Annotated in this window: 19 protein-coding genes and 1 pseudogene; 7 read left to right on the top strand and 13 right to left on the bottom strand. The window is 33.9% G+C overall.

The features are described from left to right. Nucleotides 1-72 precede the first annotated feature (72 nt). From O3633_RS09620 to O3633_RS09595, 6 genes are all read left to right on the top strand, one after another. The gene (locus tag O3633_RS09620) at nt 73-423 is read left to right on the top strand and encodes a helix-turn-helix domain-containing protein (RefSeq protein ID WP_004250856.1); all 351 of its coding nucleotides are present in this window, start codon (nt 73-75) and stop codon (nt 421-423) included. Nucleotides 424-550: 127 nt separating this feature from the next. Beyond that, on the top strand, nt 551-1,429 hold the full coding sequence (locus O3633_RS09615; protein ID WP_371621133.1) for a LysR family transcriptional regulator: 879 nt from the start codon (nt 551-553) through the stop codon (nt 1,427-1,429). A gap of 411 nt (nt 1,430-1,840) precedes the next feature. Continuing rightward, a complete protein-coding gene (locus tag O3633_RS09610) occupies nt 1,841-2,041 on the top strand; it encodes a hypothetical protein (RefSeq protein WP_049530573.1) in 201 nt (66 codons plus the stop codon). A 223-nt stretch (nt 2,042-2,264) separates the two neighbouring features. Then, nucleotides 2,265-2,522: a type II toxin-antitoxin system HicA family toxin gene (locus O3633_RS09605; protein WP_061564721.1), complete on the top strand. Its 258-nt coding sequence runs from the start codon at nt 2,265-2,267 to the stop codon at nt 2,520-2,522. Further along, nucleotides 2,512-3,090, top strand: a complete 579-nt coding sequence (locus O3633_RS09600) for a toxin-antitoxin system HicB family antitoxin (RefSeq protein WP_049530574.1) — start codon at nt 2,512-2,514, stop codon at nt 3,088-3,090. Before O3633_RS09605 ends, O3633_RS09600 begins: the two co-directional genes overlap by 11 nt. 1 nt (nt 3,091) lies before the next feature. Then, nucleotides 3,092-3,475 (top strand): hypothetical protein, encoded by a 384-nt coding sequence (locus tag O3633_RS09595; protein WP_049530575.1) that lies wholly within the window; start codon nt 3,092-3,094, stop codon nt 3,473-3,475. 427 nt (nt 3,476-3,902) lie between these two features. On the opposite strand, the gene O3633_RS09590 is transcribed toward O3633_RS09595, so the two are convergent. The 8 genes from O3633_RS09590 to O3633_RS09555 form a co-directional block, all read right to left on the bottom strand. Continuing rightward, complete coding sequence (locus tag O3633_RS09590) at nt 3,903-4,142, bottom strand: hypothetical protein (RefSeq protein ID WP_371621132.1); 240 nt, start codon at nt 4,140-4,142, stop codon at nt 3,903-3,905. A gap of 836 nt (nt 4,143-4,978) precedes the next feature. Next, nucleotides 4,979-5,539, bottom strand: a complete 561-nt coding sequence (locus O3633_RS09585; RefSeq protein WP_371621131.1) for a TMEM175 family protein — start codon at nt 5,537-5,539, stop codon at nt 4,979-4,981. Between the two features lie 151 nt (nt 5,540-5,690). Next, on the bottom strand, nt 5,691-6,341 hold the full coding sequence (locus O3633_RS09580) for a DsbA family oxidoreductase (RefSeq protein ID WP_049530578.1): 651 nt from the start codon (nt 6,339-6,341) through the stop codon (nt 5,691-5,693). Between the two features lie 23 nt (nt 6,342-6,364). Further along, complete coding sequence (locus O3633_RS09575) at nt 6,365-6,544, bottom strand: type Z 30S ribosomal protein S14 (RefSeq protein WP_000101265.1); 180 nt, start codon at nt 6,542-6,544, stop codon at nt 6,365-6,367. After that, nucleotides 6,545-6,814 carry a hypothetical protein gene (locus O3633_RS09570; protein ID WP_049530580.1) on the bottom strand — a complete coding sequence of 90 codons (270 nt, stop codon included), beginning with the start codon at nt 6,812-6,814 and terminating at the stop codon, nt 6,545-6,547. After that, complete coding sequence (gene trxB / locus O3633_RS09565) at nt 6,811-7,731, bottom strand: thioredoxin-disulfide reductase (protein ID WP_049530581.1); 921 nt, start codon at nt 7,729-7,731, stop codon at nt 6,811-6,813. The genes O3633_RS09570 and trxB overlap by 4 nt, the downstream gene beginning before the upstream one ends. A gap of 8 nt (nt 7,732-7,739) precedes the next feature. Beyond that, nucleotides 7,740-8,054 (bottom strand): thioredoxin, encoded by a 315-nt coding sequence (gene trxA, locus O3633_RS09560; RefSeq protein ID WP_049530582.1) that lies wholly within the window; start codon nt 8,052-8,054, stop codon nt 7,740-7,742. Between the two features lie 468 nt (nt 8,055-8,522). Next, entirely contained in the window at nt 8,523-9,182 is a 660-nt protein-coding gene (locus tag O3633_RS09555; protein WP_049530583.1) for an ArsR/SmtB family transcription factor, read from the bottom strand. A 413-nt stretch (nt 9,183-9,595) separates the two neighbouring features. Here O3633_RS09555 and O3633_RS09550 point away from each other — a divergent pair. Beyond that, nucleotides 9,596-9,898 (top strand): annotated as a pseudogene (locus tag O3633_RS09550) (tyrosine-type recombinase/integrase); the annotation flags it as partial. A 364-nt stretch (nt 9,899-10,262) separates the two neighbouring features. Here the strand turns inward: O3633_RS09550 and O3633_RS09545 are convergent. The 5 genes from O3633_RS09545 to pezA are packed head-to-tail and all read right to left on the bottom strand — an operon-like array spanning nt 10,263 to nt 16,085. Beyond that, nucleotides 10,263-10,844: a hypothetical protein gene (locus O3633_RS09545; protein ID WP_371621130.1), complete on the bottom strand. Its 582-nt coding sequence runs from the start codon at nt 10,842-10,844 to the stop codon at nt 10,263-10,265. Nucleotides 10,845-10,887: 43 nt separating this feature from the next. Next, entirely contained in the window at nt 10,888-12,813 is a 1,926-nt protein-coding gene (locus tag O3633_RS09540) for a UvrD-helicase domain-containing protein (protein WP_371621129.1), read from the bottom strand. Continuing rightward, a complete protein-coding gene (locus O3633_RS09535; protein WP_049530588.1) occupies nt 12,795-14,834 on the bottom strand; it encodes an ATP-dependent nuclease in 2,040 nt (679 codons plus the stop codon). The genes O3633_RS09540 and O3633_RS09535 overlap by 19 nt, the downstream gene beginning before the upstream one ends. Continuing rightward, nucleotides 14,824-15,609: a type II toxin-antitoxin system toxin PezT gene (pezT, locus tag O3633_RS09530; protein ID WP_049530589.1), complete on the bottom strand. Its 786-nt coding sequence runs from the start codon at nt 15,607-15,609 to the stop codon at nt 14,824-14,826. Before pezT ends, O3633_RS09535 begins: the two co-directional genes overlap by 11 nt. Next, nucleotides 15,609-16,085: a type II toxin-antitoxin system antitoxin PezA gene (gene pezA / locus O3633_RS09525; protein WP_049530591.1), complete on the bottom strand. Its 477-nt coding sequence runs from the start codon at nt 16,083-16,085 to the stop codon at nt 15,609-15,611. Before pezA ends, pezT begins: the two co-directional genes overlap by 1 nt. Nucleotides 16,086-16,289 lie beyond the last annotated feature (204 nt).

The raw sequence follows: 16,289 nt of genomic DNA, 5'->3' as shown, positions 1-16,289 counted from the left end.
ATAAGTTTGCTATGCAATACTTTGTATTTTTTAAGATGTTTTTTTGTCATACAAAACTTGTATTCTATTTATATGACGAATAAAAACTATTTACAACAATATATTTCCCAAAAAGTGAAATATTTTCGAACACAGAAAAAAATGAGCCAGGAAGAACTTTCGGAACAAGCGGGGCTCGGGCTTAAGTATATCAATCAACTTGAAAACCAAAATGTGAATCTGACCATTCACAGTCTTGAAAAAGTGATTGTCGCCCTAAAGATGACCCCAGAGGAATTTTTCAATTTTGATAGCCTTGAATCAACCTCTGATAAGACCGACAATCTTTCACTCAAAAGAATCAACATGAAGATTAAACAACTCCCTATTGATAAACGAGAAAAGATGTTGGTCATTTTTGAAAGTATCTTAGATAACCTTTGATATCCCTGACTCACTTACATTTTAACCGGCGAATACTCGTATAGTCAAATTGTGGGATACGGATAAAAAGTATTTATCTGGTGATTTCCACTTATTTTCCTTCTCCAACTAATGAAAGTGAGCCCATATGAATTTAAAAGATCTACAATATTTTTATGACCTCTGCCATCTTCAATCCTATACGGAAGTAGCAAAACAACACAAAGTCAGCCAACCATCTATTTCTTATGCCATCAAGCGCTTAGAGGAATCTTTTAATTGCAAATTGATTCACCACGATCCCTCGCATCGTTCCTTCAAACTAACTCCTCAAGGGAAAATCCTTCTAAAGCATACAGAAAAGATCTTACCTGAGGTCATTTCTACTCGCAAAGAAATCAATCGTTCCTTGGCCCAATACTCTACTGTAGGATTCCCTCCTATTATCATTCAGTATCTCTTTGCTGCCTTAAACGAAAAAGATCAATTCGATTTTTTAAAAAAAGTACGCCCTATCCGCGGTGGCTCCGTAGAGTTATTAAATCTTCTCCTCAAGGGAGACCTTGATGCAAGCCTACTCGGCTTGATTGAACCACTCAATCATCCTTCAATAGAGACACATGAACTCTTTCATAAAGAACTGTATGTCGTTTTATCTAAGAACCATCCTCTTGCTACTGCTCCTTCCCTCACTTTTGAAGATTTAGTAGATCAATCCTTTATACTTTTAGACGAACACTTTGTTCACCTGAAAGCTTTTGAACTACTTAATCAAAAGTATCAAAACAAGGCAGAAATATTCTTCAAGAGTGACGACATTGTCATCATTAAAGAGCTTTTAAAGAAAGGGATTGGCCTTAGTTTACTGGCTGATATCGCACTTTCTGATGAAGATGATGACTTAATAAAAATCCCTCTAATACCAGAGGACCAGATAACATTTACAGTTTATTACGCTTATCTCAAATCAGCTACACTGTCATCAGAAGTAGAAGCCTTATTTAATCTCATTAAATCCTATGAATAGAAAAAAACTCTAACTATCAACTACCTGATAGCTAGAGTTTTTTACATTATAGGTATTAGACTAAAGTGCGAAAAAATAGGATATGATCGCCGAATCTTTTCATTTACCGATATCCTTCAAGGAGATTTCTAATTATAAATCTACAAGATATCAATAAAAAAGAACACCCCGAAAGGTGCTCTTTGTAAGTATAGTAATTCTTTCGAATTAACGTTTACTAAATTGTGAAGCTTTACGAGCTTTCTTAAGACCTGGTTTGTAAAGTATGGGTTTCAGTTGGGTTAAAAACAACATAATATCAAGGTTTTTAAGAACAATATATGCTAATTAATTTCATAAAATATGAATTAATAGATTCTAAATAGGGGAAGAATCAGCAGGGGGAGTTCATTATATCATACAGAAATTTCAATGTTTTTAAGAGGAGGAACTAGTCAGTCTGCAAAGTATAATAAGAAAAATGGGAATTCCTATAAGAATATTGACAACCTAGTCGATTTTGATAGACCTGTTCACATAGTTCCCCATATGTTCCAACATAGTTTTGTTTCAGTCATGGCTGATAAGAATCTAATCCTAAACGTTATTCGAGAGTTTGTAGGACATTCATAAGATAGTAGGGAAATAGAAAAAATCTACCTTCATGTCATGCAAAAAGGGAAAACATAAGATTGAACAAGCCATGATAGATTTATCTGAAATAATTTCTTGATTATTATAATCAGTTAAAATTCAGTTATTTTATTAAAATTAAGAGAAATTCTTGAATTTAGCGAATTTTTGGGATATAATTATTATGACACCATATATAGTGTCACTTTAGGTGAGGTATGTCATGGGCAAAGAAAAAGAGTTGCAAAAAATAAAAAATGACCCCAAATCTGTTACCCCTGAACGTTTAGAAACTCTGTGCAAAAAGTATGGTTTTATGTGGAGAGAAGGAAGCAATCATTCAATAACGACTCATCCTTTGTTACAGGAGAGTTTTCCAATACCACGACATAAACCTATTAAACCAGTTTATGTTAAGAAGATTATAAAGATGATTGAGAAAGTGATAGAATTAGAGGAGGGTTTAAGTAATGAGGGATAAAGAATATTATCTTGGACTAAATTATCCTATTTTGATTAACAAAATATATGAAGATGGTGAGTGGTTATTTACTGCTTCTATTAAAGAATTACCTGGATTAATTGTTTATGGCGAAACTTTGGAAGAAGTTTATGAAGAAATTGAATTAGCTAAAGCTGATTGGATTGAGGCTAATCTTGAGTGGGGCAGAGAAATTAAAGAACCTCTTGAAAATTCTTTAGAGGAATATAGTGGGAAGATAACCCTACGAATAGCCAAAACATTACATAGGAATTTAAAAGAACGTTCTGAAATCGAAGGTATTAGTTTAAATCAAACTATAGTGCAATTGATTAATGATGGAATATATAAGCAGAGTCAAAATTCTTTTGAACAATTAGCTAGCAAATTTGAAATCATGACTAAGCAATTTAGCAGAACCATTGAAGAAAAGGTCTCTTCACCAGTACAACATATTCATTACATTGTGAAAAACGAGTCCGAAACTAGGTTACCATATAAAGAACAGAATATTCCTAATAGAAGGAATACAAAAGGTAATGTTATTTCATTGTCAGTTGGAGGCTAAAATGAAATCAACAAATATAGAAATAAGAAAAATTACATTTAATAAATTTGAATTTGCCGTACATCAAGATGAGGTAACGAAGGAGGATGGGAAAGCTACTATTAGCGTGAATCTTCCTGATAGAGAAGAAGGGCAAAATAATCAGATTATTATAATTAATATGGAAATCACCTACCCAGACAGTAGGTATAATATTTATGCCGAGATTAAAGCCGTATATTCAGTTTTAGTCACTGATTTACCAGAAGATCTCTCTACAGATACTGAATTTCAACAAGCATTAATTCATCCAATGATAGAGAAACTTAGACTTTATACTGGTTTCTTTTCAGAGGGTGCTTACGGAGCTATTCAAATTCCAAACATGCATTTCAATAATGATTAATTAATTATTTATTTTTAACTGAAGTATCTTAATCAGTTAAAATTCAATTATTTTGCTAAAATTAAAAGGAAAAAGCCTTTGAAATACTGATTTCATAGGCTTTTATTATATCTAATTATTTCACTTCTGTAAAAATCAATTTCTACACTTACAAAGCTTATTCTGACAGACTTTATAACAGTCTAAGAAAAAAAGGTAGAGACTAAAATTACATCTGGATTTTCCAAAAATTATTTGTAAAACATAAAACTTGGTTTGGAAAGTATAGGTTTCAGTTGGACTAAGAATAGCGTAATACCAAGTCTGTTCAGAACTATATCTACTGATTGCTTTCATAAAATATGAATCAATATTTTTTAAATAAGGGAATAGTTTAGTTCTGTAAATACTAATATAATACACCAACAAATGTGTAAAATCTCCATATTCATTTTATATTCTTTAATTCTTGCCACTTACATTGTTTTATCCAATTACCTTCTGGGAGTTGATGTAATGCTTCATTTTTCACTTGATACTCTTCTATAACTTTGTATTCCTCATATGCTAACCTTTGCATATTTCTGTAATAATTATCAAACTGATATGGCACTTCTTTTATCACTTCAATTTCAACTAGTTTTCCATCTTTTAAAATATCTTTTATAATGTTTTCCGTAAGCTTCATTGTCACTTGTTTATTTGATGTGTTCCCCCAAATAAAATTATGAAAATGTCCACCAGCATCAAAGAAACGACATCTTATATCCGCAGCTCTCCCAATATAATGACAATGTTTATTTTTTTTTTATTTTTATCGCAGGAAAAAATACCATAAACTCCTCTAATATTACTATTAATAATCTTTTTATCTATCAAAACTTCACTGGGTAATCGGCCCAATTTTTGCTTTATGTTTAAACGCATGTACTTTTAAAAACTACTGTATACTGTTCCTGTATTGTAGTTTACATTAACCCCTATATATATATTTATTTAAATTAGTTCTATCTAAAATCTTTACGAAACACTTAGTCTTTATACCTTTGATTCCTAAAGGACTTAATACTGTGTCTGCAACACATTATGCATTACAACAATTTATTGACAGAATTAAATGACATTCGATATTTTATAGCCATTCTAAATTTCATAAAAACTCCTTTTATAGTGTTATTATAGCAAAAAAACAACTATTTTCCTGAAACTTTTTTATTTGGTTATAATAGACATTTCTAGATATTTCCATTATATAGTGGTTGCCATCCAATCAAACATCGCTCTACTTGTTTTCTTGAGGCAACTGTGCATAGCATATCTCTATGCGACTAAAGTCGCTAGATCTAGCCTAATTGTGTACCGCCAGTTCTCATACAAAAAACACCTTGCAAGTTGCAAAGTATTTTCGTTTGTATTGTGCTTCCCAGCAACGAATTAACGTTTTGAGAATTGTGAAGCTTTACGAGCTTTCTTAAGACCTGGTTTTTATGACCGATGCTATTTAGCCATTATTTTTAGTCTTTTTCAAGATTTGTTGCTTAAAAAACCATAGATAACATTAACAATCATCAGTAGCGGGGCAATAGGAATGAGATTTGGAAAAAGATAACCAACTAATAATATGATCACTAGCTGCAATCCATATAATAGTGCCCACCGATAAGGTATCTTTTTTTCTTCAGCTGATAACGGTCTTTGACTCGTCTTGATCACCATTGCTGTCATGATTATCCAAGCTACATCCCAAAGGGCAAGAACGATGAGGTAAAACAGGAGAAAGGCAAAATTAGCGGAATGCTGTCCAATCCCTCGAGTCGCTAAGGGAACAAAACTAGCTGTTAAAAGCCAAAAACTATTGGCTCCAAATAAACGAAAGCTGACATGATCTACTAATTTGTAGAGTTCATGATAATATAGCCAGACTGCCATGATTTGCAAAAAACTAGTAATGTAGATAAAAAGCATGGGTAGCATGCTTCTAAGTCCTACTATCAATTCCTCAGGTAACTGTAACTCCAAGGCCATAATTGTAACAATAATGGCCAATATAGCATCTGACAAGGCTTCTACTCTTTGTTTTTCCATTCTGTCCTCCTAATGACTGCTTTTTTCTAATGGCTGAGAGGTAGTTTCTAACGGCTGTGTTGAGGACTCTATGCTGCAGCCATCAATCCCACAAACTAAGCCTGTCTCTTCTGAATTGCTGTCTAGTAGTTGAAAAGGGGTATCTATCATTTTATTGTGCTCCTTCCTCTGCTTGAATTTGTTTTAGTACCGCTAACATGTATTCATAAGGCTGAGCACCTGAAATTCCATACTTATTGTTCAGAACAAAGAAAGGTGCACCTTGAACGCCTGACTGATGGGCTTCTAAGATATCGCGTTTGACCTCGTCAGCAAACGCATCTCCAGCAAGTACCTGCGCTGCCTCTTCTTGTGGTAGAGCGAACTCACTGATAACAGTTAGTAACACAGAATGATCCGCAATATTGGCATGTTCTTCAAAGTAAAGATAGTACAAGGCCGTAATGAAATTTTGATGATCTTTTTTATCTAAATACTCCTGCGACCATTTAATAAGACGGTGAGCTGAAAAGGTGTTGGTTGGGATAATCCCCGCCATATCAATACGAAGCCCTTCTTCATTTCCCATACTTTCCATGTGCGCAAACTGAGCTTTAGCTTGCTCAGTGGTCATACCGTGACTGGCAGCAAACTCTGTGAGCATGGTTTCACTTGTTTCTAAAGGCGCATTGGGATTTAGCTGGTAAGCTTTCATTGTCAAATCTTCCGGGTTTAAACCAACAGCTGCCATAGCACGCTTCATCCGACTAGCACCAATGTAACAAAATGGACAGGCAATATCTGACCAGTAACTAATTTCCATATTTCTTCCTTCCTTTCTTTCCACTACCAAGAAGCTTTTTTCAACCCAGGAATGACACCTTGGTAAGCTTGCTGGCGTAAACAAATCCGACAAAGTTTAAACTTGCGGTAGACCGAATGCGGGCGACCGCATGCTAAACAGCGTGAGTATTCTTGAACCGGGTAAGCCTTCTTTTTCCTTTGTATCAAAGCTTTTCTTGCCATTTAAACCTCTTTCTTATCAACCAATTGACCCTTTTTAAAGACTAATAAACTCGTCAGTGTAGGCTGAATGCCAAATAAAGAAATGAGACGGGGCACTTGAAAAATATCTGCTTGGTAAAGCACCAAATGCTCTCGTTCAGCCGTGTCTATGAGTTCTTTTTGCTCAAGAGACGATAGACTGCATTGATTTCCTGAAACAAGAAGAGCTAGATTTTGATGTTTGGCTAACAGTTCTTCTAATTCGATACTAGACGTGACTGATTTCATCATAGGTTATCAATATAGGCCAATGTATCTAGGGCAGCAATGGCACCGCTGCCTGCTGCAGTAATGGCTTGTTGGTATTTTGGATCTTGCACATCACCAGCTGCAAAAATACCTGCAACAGAGGTCTTTGCTGTTCCTGCCTGTGTTTGAATATAGCCTTTATCATCCAATGCTAATTTTCCATCAAGAAAAGCGGTGTTTGGTTGATGACCAATGGCCACAAAGAGACCGTCAGCCTGAATGTGCTCAATATCACCTGTTTCATTATTACGAACATCCAAACCAGTCATTCCCATCAGATTAGATGCAACTTTGATAGGCGTGTAATTTAACATCCAATGAATTTTATCATTTGCCTGAGCCCGTTTGGCCATAATATCAGATGCGCGTAACTCATTGCGGCGATGGACAACGGTCACTTTCGATGCAAAGCGTGTCAAATAGAGGGCTTCTTCCATAGCGACATCACCCCCGCCAACTACAAGGACTTCACGCTCTTTATAGAAGAAAGCATCACAGGTCGCACAAGCGCTGACACCTTTTCCGACGGCCTCTTCTTCGCCTTCAATCCCTAGGTATTTAGCGCTAGAGCCTGTTGCGATAATAACGGCCTTGGTATCAATGATTTCACCATTATCCAGATGTACCTCGAAAGGAGACTTTTCGCCTTCAATTTTTTGAACAAATCCAAAGGTCATTTCGGTGCCAAACTGTTCTGCTTGGCGGCGCATTGTTTGGACTAATTCATTGCCATCAATCCCGTTTTCAAAACCTGGATAATTTTCTACGAGGGTTGTGGTGGTTAATTGACCACCCTCAGAATAGCCTGTGATCAATCGATTTTTCAAACCAGCTCGACTTAAATAAATGCCAGCTGTGTACCCTGCAGGTCCTGAACCTACAATAATTGCATCATACATAAATCACCTCATGATAACTGTGCTTGGATTTTTTCCATCAATGTTTGTTTAGGATGAACACCAACAAGAGCATCAACGGGTTTGCCATCTTTAAAAATCACCATTGTTGGGATAGAACGAATGCCAAAGAGATTGGCCAGATCTTGTGATTGGTCCACATCCACCTGAGCAATCGTTACTTTTCCGTCAAAGTCCTGTGAAAGTTCTTCCACTATTGGCTCCATCATCCGACAAGGTGGGCACCACTGCGCCCCAAAATCGATAAAACTTACCCCATTTTGGATAGATTTCGCAAATGTTTCGGTTGTTAGTTGTGTCGTCATAAAAAACTCCTATCTAAAATAAAACGCCTCTATTCAATCATATAATTGAATAGCATAAGCATAAAAGAATGAATTTCAAAAAGGTTAACTTAGCCCTTCTAAAAATCCAATTTGTATCACTTAGTTTCTTTGAGATACTAAATAAGAAGTATTTCAAAGATGTAATTCAATAAAATTGTTGAATAAGTTGAGTAAAAAAGAAATTCAACTTTTTTATTGAATAGTTGAATTATAACACACTAAATCTATTTTGCAAAGATTTTGCTCACGAGTCTCCGGTTATAAGAAAAGAGGCTGGGACAAAAGTTCTAGCCTCTCAATTGTTTTTGGATTGTCGAGAAAGACGCAGTGGTTGAGTGGGCTCTACTACGCTGATTTCATCAGCTTTTACAGGCCTACTCAACTGTGCGGAGGTGGGACGACGAAATCGAATTCTAACGAATTACCGGTTTCTGTCCCACTCTCAAGTTATGAACGAGAAGATGCACCCCACTTCCAATCAGCAAAACTGCGATTGAGACTATAGATACTGTAGCCCAAACTCTGTAAATCCTGTGCTGCTAGGTTAGCATAGCCACATTGGCGCCCGCGACAATAAACAATGATGGTCTTCTCTTTGGGAAGCTGAGCTTTTTTTTGATCAAACTCATCGATTGGTAAATTAAGAGCTTTTGGCAAGTGCCCTGCCTCATACTCCTCAACAGGCCTTAAATCAAGTAGGAGAGCATCTGTCTTAGCTGCTAATTCAATTGCATTAGCGAGCTCAATCTGAGGAACACCAGCTGCCTCATCATAGTCTGACTCAATCGCTCTGACTTCTGCTAACTGTTCTTCACCGACGGCAAATAACAGAAGGACTAACTGGACAACCTTTTCAGAAGCCAAGCTATAACGGATAAAATTACCATTTCGACTCGTCACCACCAAGTGACTTTCTTTTAAAACCTGAAGGTGGCGCGAAGTATTGGCAACAGAGAGACCCGTCGCATGCGCAATTCCCTCAACTGTCTTTGGTCCCTGTGATAATATATTTAAAATATCAAGACGCTTCTCACTTCCTAGCCCCTTTGTTAAGCGAGATAGCTCTTGGTAAATATTTTGTTTGTAATCAATCATTTTCTCTTGCATCAAATCAACTCCTTATCTATTCAATTTAATAGTATAATTCTTAAAAACAATTGTCAACTATTCCATTCGAAAGATGTTGATACTCATTTGTGACAAAAAAGCCGGTATTCGCCAAAAAATAGAAAGAATACTTATCCTTAACATTTACTAATATTAATAGGTAAATCATGTAAAAAGAGACCTATCTCTGAAAAAATGAAATTTTTAACGAGCCGTAGTTTCTTTTGTGACATACTATCTATGTGCGACCATAAATTGTATCAAAATAATTTACTTAGAGCTCTCAACTGCCAACAATTTTCTAATGATTAATTTGAACATTCACAAAAATAATCCACAACTACTTCTGTTGTCGCTATTATCTCAAAGCCTAAAACAAGAGACAAGAAGTAAACAGCATGCAAGACATACTACCTGAACAGTTTGTCTTTACTTATATAGACACTAGAGGAAACATCAACAAGCCTTTACATGCTGACTATCTAAACGATAAAATGAAAAGCATCAGAGAGCGACATAAAGAACTGGCACATGCTACACCGCATAAAATGCGACATACAGGAGCAACGCTTGCTAGACAAGCAGGAATGAGCTTAGAAGCTATTTCAGAAGCTCTAACATACAATGACACAGGAACAACACAGATTTATGTAAATACTTCTAATGTAGTTCCTATGACAGTAGGTGAATTTGCTTTAAAGTCTCTAAAACAATAAGGTGAAAATAAGGTAAACTTTTCAAAAAAACACGAAAAAAGCACCCATAAGGTAAACTTTTGAGTGCTTTGAAACGTTGATATAATCGGTTCGATTAACGTTTTGAGAACTGTGATGCTTTACGAGCTTTCTTAAGACCTGGCTGGAAACATTTCTATTTAAATAAGTTTCAAGATGTTTTTAAAATCAATATTTTTCCACATTTATAGAAAACAGAATTTCATCTAATTTGAATAAATTTCAGTTGAATGGTGTGAATTTTACCCTAAAAATACACGAATTGAGCTAGATTTTACCAAAAAGTTCACACCATTTAAATTGTTATTGCTTTGTACATTTGATATACGGAATGCATTATAAATTATCACAAATATCTCTCCTCTACGAAGATAAAAGGTTCTATATCTTTAAGAGCGAGACCTTTAGATAGAGTAAGGCATTGTTTTGCTGTACCTTTTCCTGGTCGATGGTAAAACGTTCTAATCCCTTGAAGGAATATTCCAAAACGCGAATGACGTCCCGAGGCTGTCATCTCATCTAAATATTTGTCAACAGCTAAAGCGAATACATTTCCATAATACCTATCATCGTCAAATCTTGTTCTAGTCATATAATCTTGAATGTCATAGAGCATAGATTTCATATTTCGATAATTGGGTGCTCCCACCAATGCTCGACTAGCTCTATTTATACCATCAACATAACTGTAAGCATCATTTAATTTACCAAAATCCCAAAACCTTTTAGAATCAAAATACTCATACTCCATATCTAGTTGTGATTTTAATATTCTTAAAATGGACAGTGCTGTACTGTCATCTTTATTTTTTATTGCCACATAAGTTTCTTCTACTCCGGTATTATAAAAATCAATGTGCTGATTAATTTCAGAACCTAGAACACCTGTAATATCAAATTCAAGTAAATCATTTTCCAATGTAATCATAATTTCTCCTTCAACATTCAGTTCAACAATTGTTAAAGTTTATTTACTCTTTAACTAATGACAGAACATTAACAATATCACTCTGTTCAAAATAATCTTTAGCTTTTTCAAGAATCTGTTGGTCATTACATGGCATATAAACAATTAAGTTTTTTATTGCTCTAGTGATTGTAACATAAAATAGTTTCTTAGTTCTGTTTTGAACCTTCTCATTAGATGAACCTTTACCAAATATAGAATTAAAATTATATTGATTCCATCTTCCATTATCTAACAAAACTAAGACATTCTCATATTCACTGCCTTTAACCTTATGCTGAGTTATGACAGATACATATTCTCTAAGATAAGCAATACTATTTACATATTCTTGAAATGGTAATTTCTCAAGGCGTAACCATAAATAATAGCCCTTATTTTCTATAAAATTAGTAAATAAGTCGTCCTTTGAAATTAATCCAGTTCTCTCTGCAAGTTTTATGACTTTTCCAATTGTAATATCACTATCAGAGATTTCTTTCATAATTTTAGATAGATTAATTTTATCAGCAGACGAAGTTATTTTAAAGCAAGTAATACGCAAAAAATCGTTATGCTTACCTATTTTATATAGTTCTATTAGTTCAAAGATTAGATCTAATCTTTTAAGAATCCTATCTCTATCTGTACCCGCCTCATATCTACTACTTAAACCATTAAATTTATAGGCCAATAAAGAATCTTTATTAACTTTACTCTTACTAATCACTTCTTCAAACGAAAATGTCTTAATTTCTTCGTAAATGGCTAAAAGTTCTGGAATAGATTTGACAATATCAATTATTAATGGACCTCCCTTTCTAACAACAATTTGAGCTTCTTCTACTAATTCTTCAAAAGATTTTCCTTTATCAACTAACTCACTTGCATTAAATTTTTTCTTCATATCTGTAATTAATTTTACAAGCAAATCAGAATTATACAATTCAAATAGTTTAGAAAACCCAGCCATTTCTGCATTAAGTTTGTGTGTTAATCGCAATTCCTTTGTTTTCTGTGGTATATCAAACTCTAATTCTTTAAATAGTTCGCTATTTCTAAGATCTTCAAGGTGGGTAATTCCATCACCATAAATGAATTTCACCGTCCCTTCAATTACATTACCATTATTCATGTTTGGAGCCGCTACATCACTAGAAGGAATCTGAACTAATCCATCGCTTCTAAATTTATTTGCTAAATTAATAACTTTTCGTGGATTACGTCTATTTTGATTTTTTTGTATTTTTTCAAGACCATAGGAATCTATGTTTCCCACTCCTGAGTCATAGATAGCCTGCATTGAATCTCCAAAAAAACCTACAATATTATCTCTAGTACTCTTTCTGAGATGCTCTAATAAAATTTTTACAACTAAGGAACTCGTATCTTGATACTCGTCAACAAAAATATAGTTTGCAGTATCCTTTAAAATATCACTCAACTTCTTATATTTAGAAAACATTTTTTCAGCAACTATAAGAACATGGTCATGACTTATTTGAACTTTATTTTGCTCAGTTATGCTCATAGAATACCATTCAGTATATTCAACACGAACACCATCAAAATAATCAAGCGAAATAAGTTCCTCACCTAATACTTCCTTTGGAGCAACGAATAAGATTTGTTCATTATCATTTATTAACTCAACAAGACATTCTTTAATCTCTTTTTGGAAATTTTCAATGACATGCCATATAAAATCGTGAATAGTTGAAACCCGTAAATTATCATTAATGATTCTAGATCTAATCTCTGCAACAGCATTGTTAGTATAAGTAATGCATACAATAGATTTTTTTGGTTCTTCCTTAGATATTTTTTCAATAATGGAAATTAATGAATAAGTTTTCCCACTCCCAGCACCACCCTCAAGTATAAAATTTTGACCTTGTTTTATTACTTCAAATACCTTTCCTACCTCCGGTTCTACTGTTCTCTCAACCATAATAATCCCTCCGAAATATAGTTAGGTACTTTCCAGGTATTTTCTTCACCTTCAAAATATAATAAACTTGATGCAAATGCAGATTTTTTGTTCACTTTATCCCTAGCAAATTTATAGAAATCTTCTATTTCACTATCATCAAAATCTTTTAAAGCTTCAAATTTGATAAGACCAGCTTTTTGATTAATAATGAATTGTTTATTTAAACTGATAAAAGCATCCTCAAAACTAGCAGGCTGATAACCATTTTCATCTTCGGGAATTTGATATGCAATACGAATTCTATCATCTGATGATATTTTTTCTGCAAAACTCTTTTGGGCTACTATTGAAAAAACTTCATCCCCAGAAATATCAAAAAAACTTTTAATTGAAGTATTTGTCGTAGAGGTAGCAGCTACTGCTGAGCAAGAAGTCAAGCGATTATTTTCATTTTTATTCGCTGGATCAATATCCGTAATTATCAATACTTTTATTCCTAAAAAATCAAATAACTTCCTAAACACTTGTGAATGAGCACCTGTTTCAATGATTGAAATATTTTGAGAAAGCAATGGCATTGTATTAGAAGCTTGATTTATTGGATTGGCTGTATCTACCTTTTGCATCATCGTAGGAATTAAAATCCTTTCTGTATCACCCTCAACACAAATGACTTTATCAGCAAAAAATAATTCACTACTATTGAGAGTAAGGTACTGCTTTACAAATTTATATCCTAGTTGTTCATCACCATATTCTTCTTTCAATGAATTAAAAGCCTTTGATACTGCTGTGCCGTTATCACGTTTAAAATAAATTAGATCATCAAAGTTACAATCAGAAACTATATGAGAGGAATGAGTTGTAATTAAAGTTTGAATACAACTAAAATCTCCACTTTCTTTTAGTTCATCATTGTGTTCCTTTAGCAAATCTTTAATATTCTTGATAAAAATATACTGTAATTGTGGATGTGTATGTGATTCTGGTTCTTCAATATATATTAGGTTAATATCAGCAGGTTCGTTTTTTATATCTGCCATTAAAGTTTCAATTTCAAAAATGATTCCATATAAATTTAAATATCCCAAACCATTATATGTTTCAGGTAATAGACTATCGTCATGCTTATAATACAGTGTCGTATTATTACTTAAAATATCTTTCTCAGACAGTGATGAATGAATTGCTAACTCTGATTCACTATCATTTCCACCAAATCTTTTGACGCGTTCAAAGACTGAAGTAAAAATTCCTTCGACGCTATCATCACCACTATATGCTCTGGTTAAAGTTTCATCTGCCTTTAAAATAGCAGATTGTAGTAAATTATTTGCTTTACTGTTAATTTCTTCGCCATTATTTAATTTATAAAATCGATTTGATGTCTTAGATAATGAATGGTTACTTTCTTTATTAGATACTTCTCGACTAGCACTAATCCCTCTTACTTTAATAATTTTATGAACATCTTTCATTTCATGTAAATCAGACTTTTCTTCTGTCATTTCTTGAGTAATAGGATTATATCCACGTGAATAAATCTGTATTTCGAAAAATTTATTCAGATTTTTCTTCATAAATGATTCAAATTTTGAAAAATCATCTGCAAAATCACAAGTCAAACTACTTATCTCGCGAAGCTTTTGAGTAGGAATTATATACGAAAATTCAAGAATAATAAAATTATTTTCGGGATTTAAATCCATCATAAATCCTTGGATATTTTGATAAGAATCTGATTCTGAGTATTGAATCCAAATTTGAAGATTAATCCCTAAAATAGACGATAATTCTGAATCAGGAATATCAGAGACTCTCTTTATATTCTCAAAGATTTCCCTCCTATGATATAAATTAATATCTTCCCATACCAAATTGTGATTGGAATTTTTATTGAATATTTTTTCTAATACAGATAAAACCGAAGTCTTGCCACAATTGTTTTTACCCACAATCAAGGATAAATCATTTTTCAACTCTAAAGAGAAATCGTTTAATAAACGATAATGTTGAATATAGATTTTTTTAATTTCCATCAATTATACCTTTTTTCATTTCCATTAATTCTCTCAACCGTTCCTGTCCCATCTTCAACATCTCTTTTTCCACCTTGTTCCATTTTCCAAATAGGCATTCGTGTAGAACTTCTGATGCTGAGATTTGATCTACTTGCGAATCATAAACGCACGATTGATCTCTTTGATAAATTTGAATTTGTCTAAAAAGTTTAGCCTTTTCCAACTCTCGTAAGTTATCAACTAAATGTTCTACAATTCCATCATGGTGCTTTTTAGGAGTCGCTCTCGCTTGACTAGGATCTATGGCGTAGAGCTCTTCGTAACGTATCAAGGTGCTAAGGTAGGACAATTCAGGCTTGGTCGCAATCAGTGCAAGTGAGACTTGGTAACCTTTAGTTGTCAATAATTGTGCAGTTTTTCTAGGGACTTCTGTTGTTCTCAAGGTGCCTTCGATTAACAAATGATAACCTTGTTTACTCAATTCATCTACGAGATATTCAACCATTTTTCCCGCAAAAACCTTGGTATAATCCACACTATCTTTTCCATACTTTTCCTGTAGGTCAAGGTAGTTCGGATGAAAAGAACGATAACTATCTCCATCAATGATAATGATATTGCCTTGGAATTCCCTTTGTTTCACACGATGAATCGTTGTCTTACCAGCACCACTCTGTCCACCGAGCAAGATAGCCTTGGGCTGAGACGAAGTTATTTTACCACGAGTTAAAGAACGAACGAGTCGTTTGGATGCTCGTTCAAAATCATCTTGACTAAATTCTTCTAGTTTCATTAAGCCACCACTAGATGACTAGCTTGTTCTAGCATACGTTCAATGCCATCCAAATAGCCATTATATCGCTCTACATCCTCAAAAGTTCCTACAAGATAAATCTTCGTGTTAATCAAATCAGAAAGATCATCGCTCATTAGTACCCAAGGATTAGAAGTATCGTCAAATGCAATTCCTTGTTCATCTTGTAAACGATAAAGTTGCGCTAAGATATTCGCCCCTCGTTCTTTAATCACTTCAATTTTCAGAGTTAACTGATAATCTTCTACTGGTGTGAGCATTTTTTCCTCCCCTACAATATCGATATAGGAAACATTAAATTTCTTGCAGATACGATCTATTAATTCTGTTGAAACTGAACTTGTCCCATTTTCATAACGACTCAGACTATTTCTAGAGATACCAACAATCTTTGCAAACTCAGGTTGCGTTAAATTCTGTGTTTTACGTAACGTTTTTATATTTTCTCCAATCATATAACTCCTCCTTTTATTTATTTCTATTATAGCACAAAAAAGATAAACGCACCATTTTTGGTGCGTTGTTACCGATAGATAGAATTCCACATATTTAGTTATTGAAGAAAAGGTTTTATGAGTCTGTTCAAAAAGTTTTTGAGAATATAAAAAAGTAAGAAAAGTATAATCGAAAACATATTGGAGATATGAATCTATGGTATA

This window comes from Streptococcus sp. 27098_8_22 (assembly GCF_041432415.1).
Taxonomy (GTDB): domain Bacteria; phylum Bacillota; class Bacilli; order Lactobacillales; family Streptococcaceae; genus Streptococcus; species Streptococcus pseudopneumoniae_M.
The sequence above is the reverse complement of the archived record's forward strand: the minus strand, read 5'-3'. Positions and strand labels throughout refer to the sequence as shown.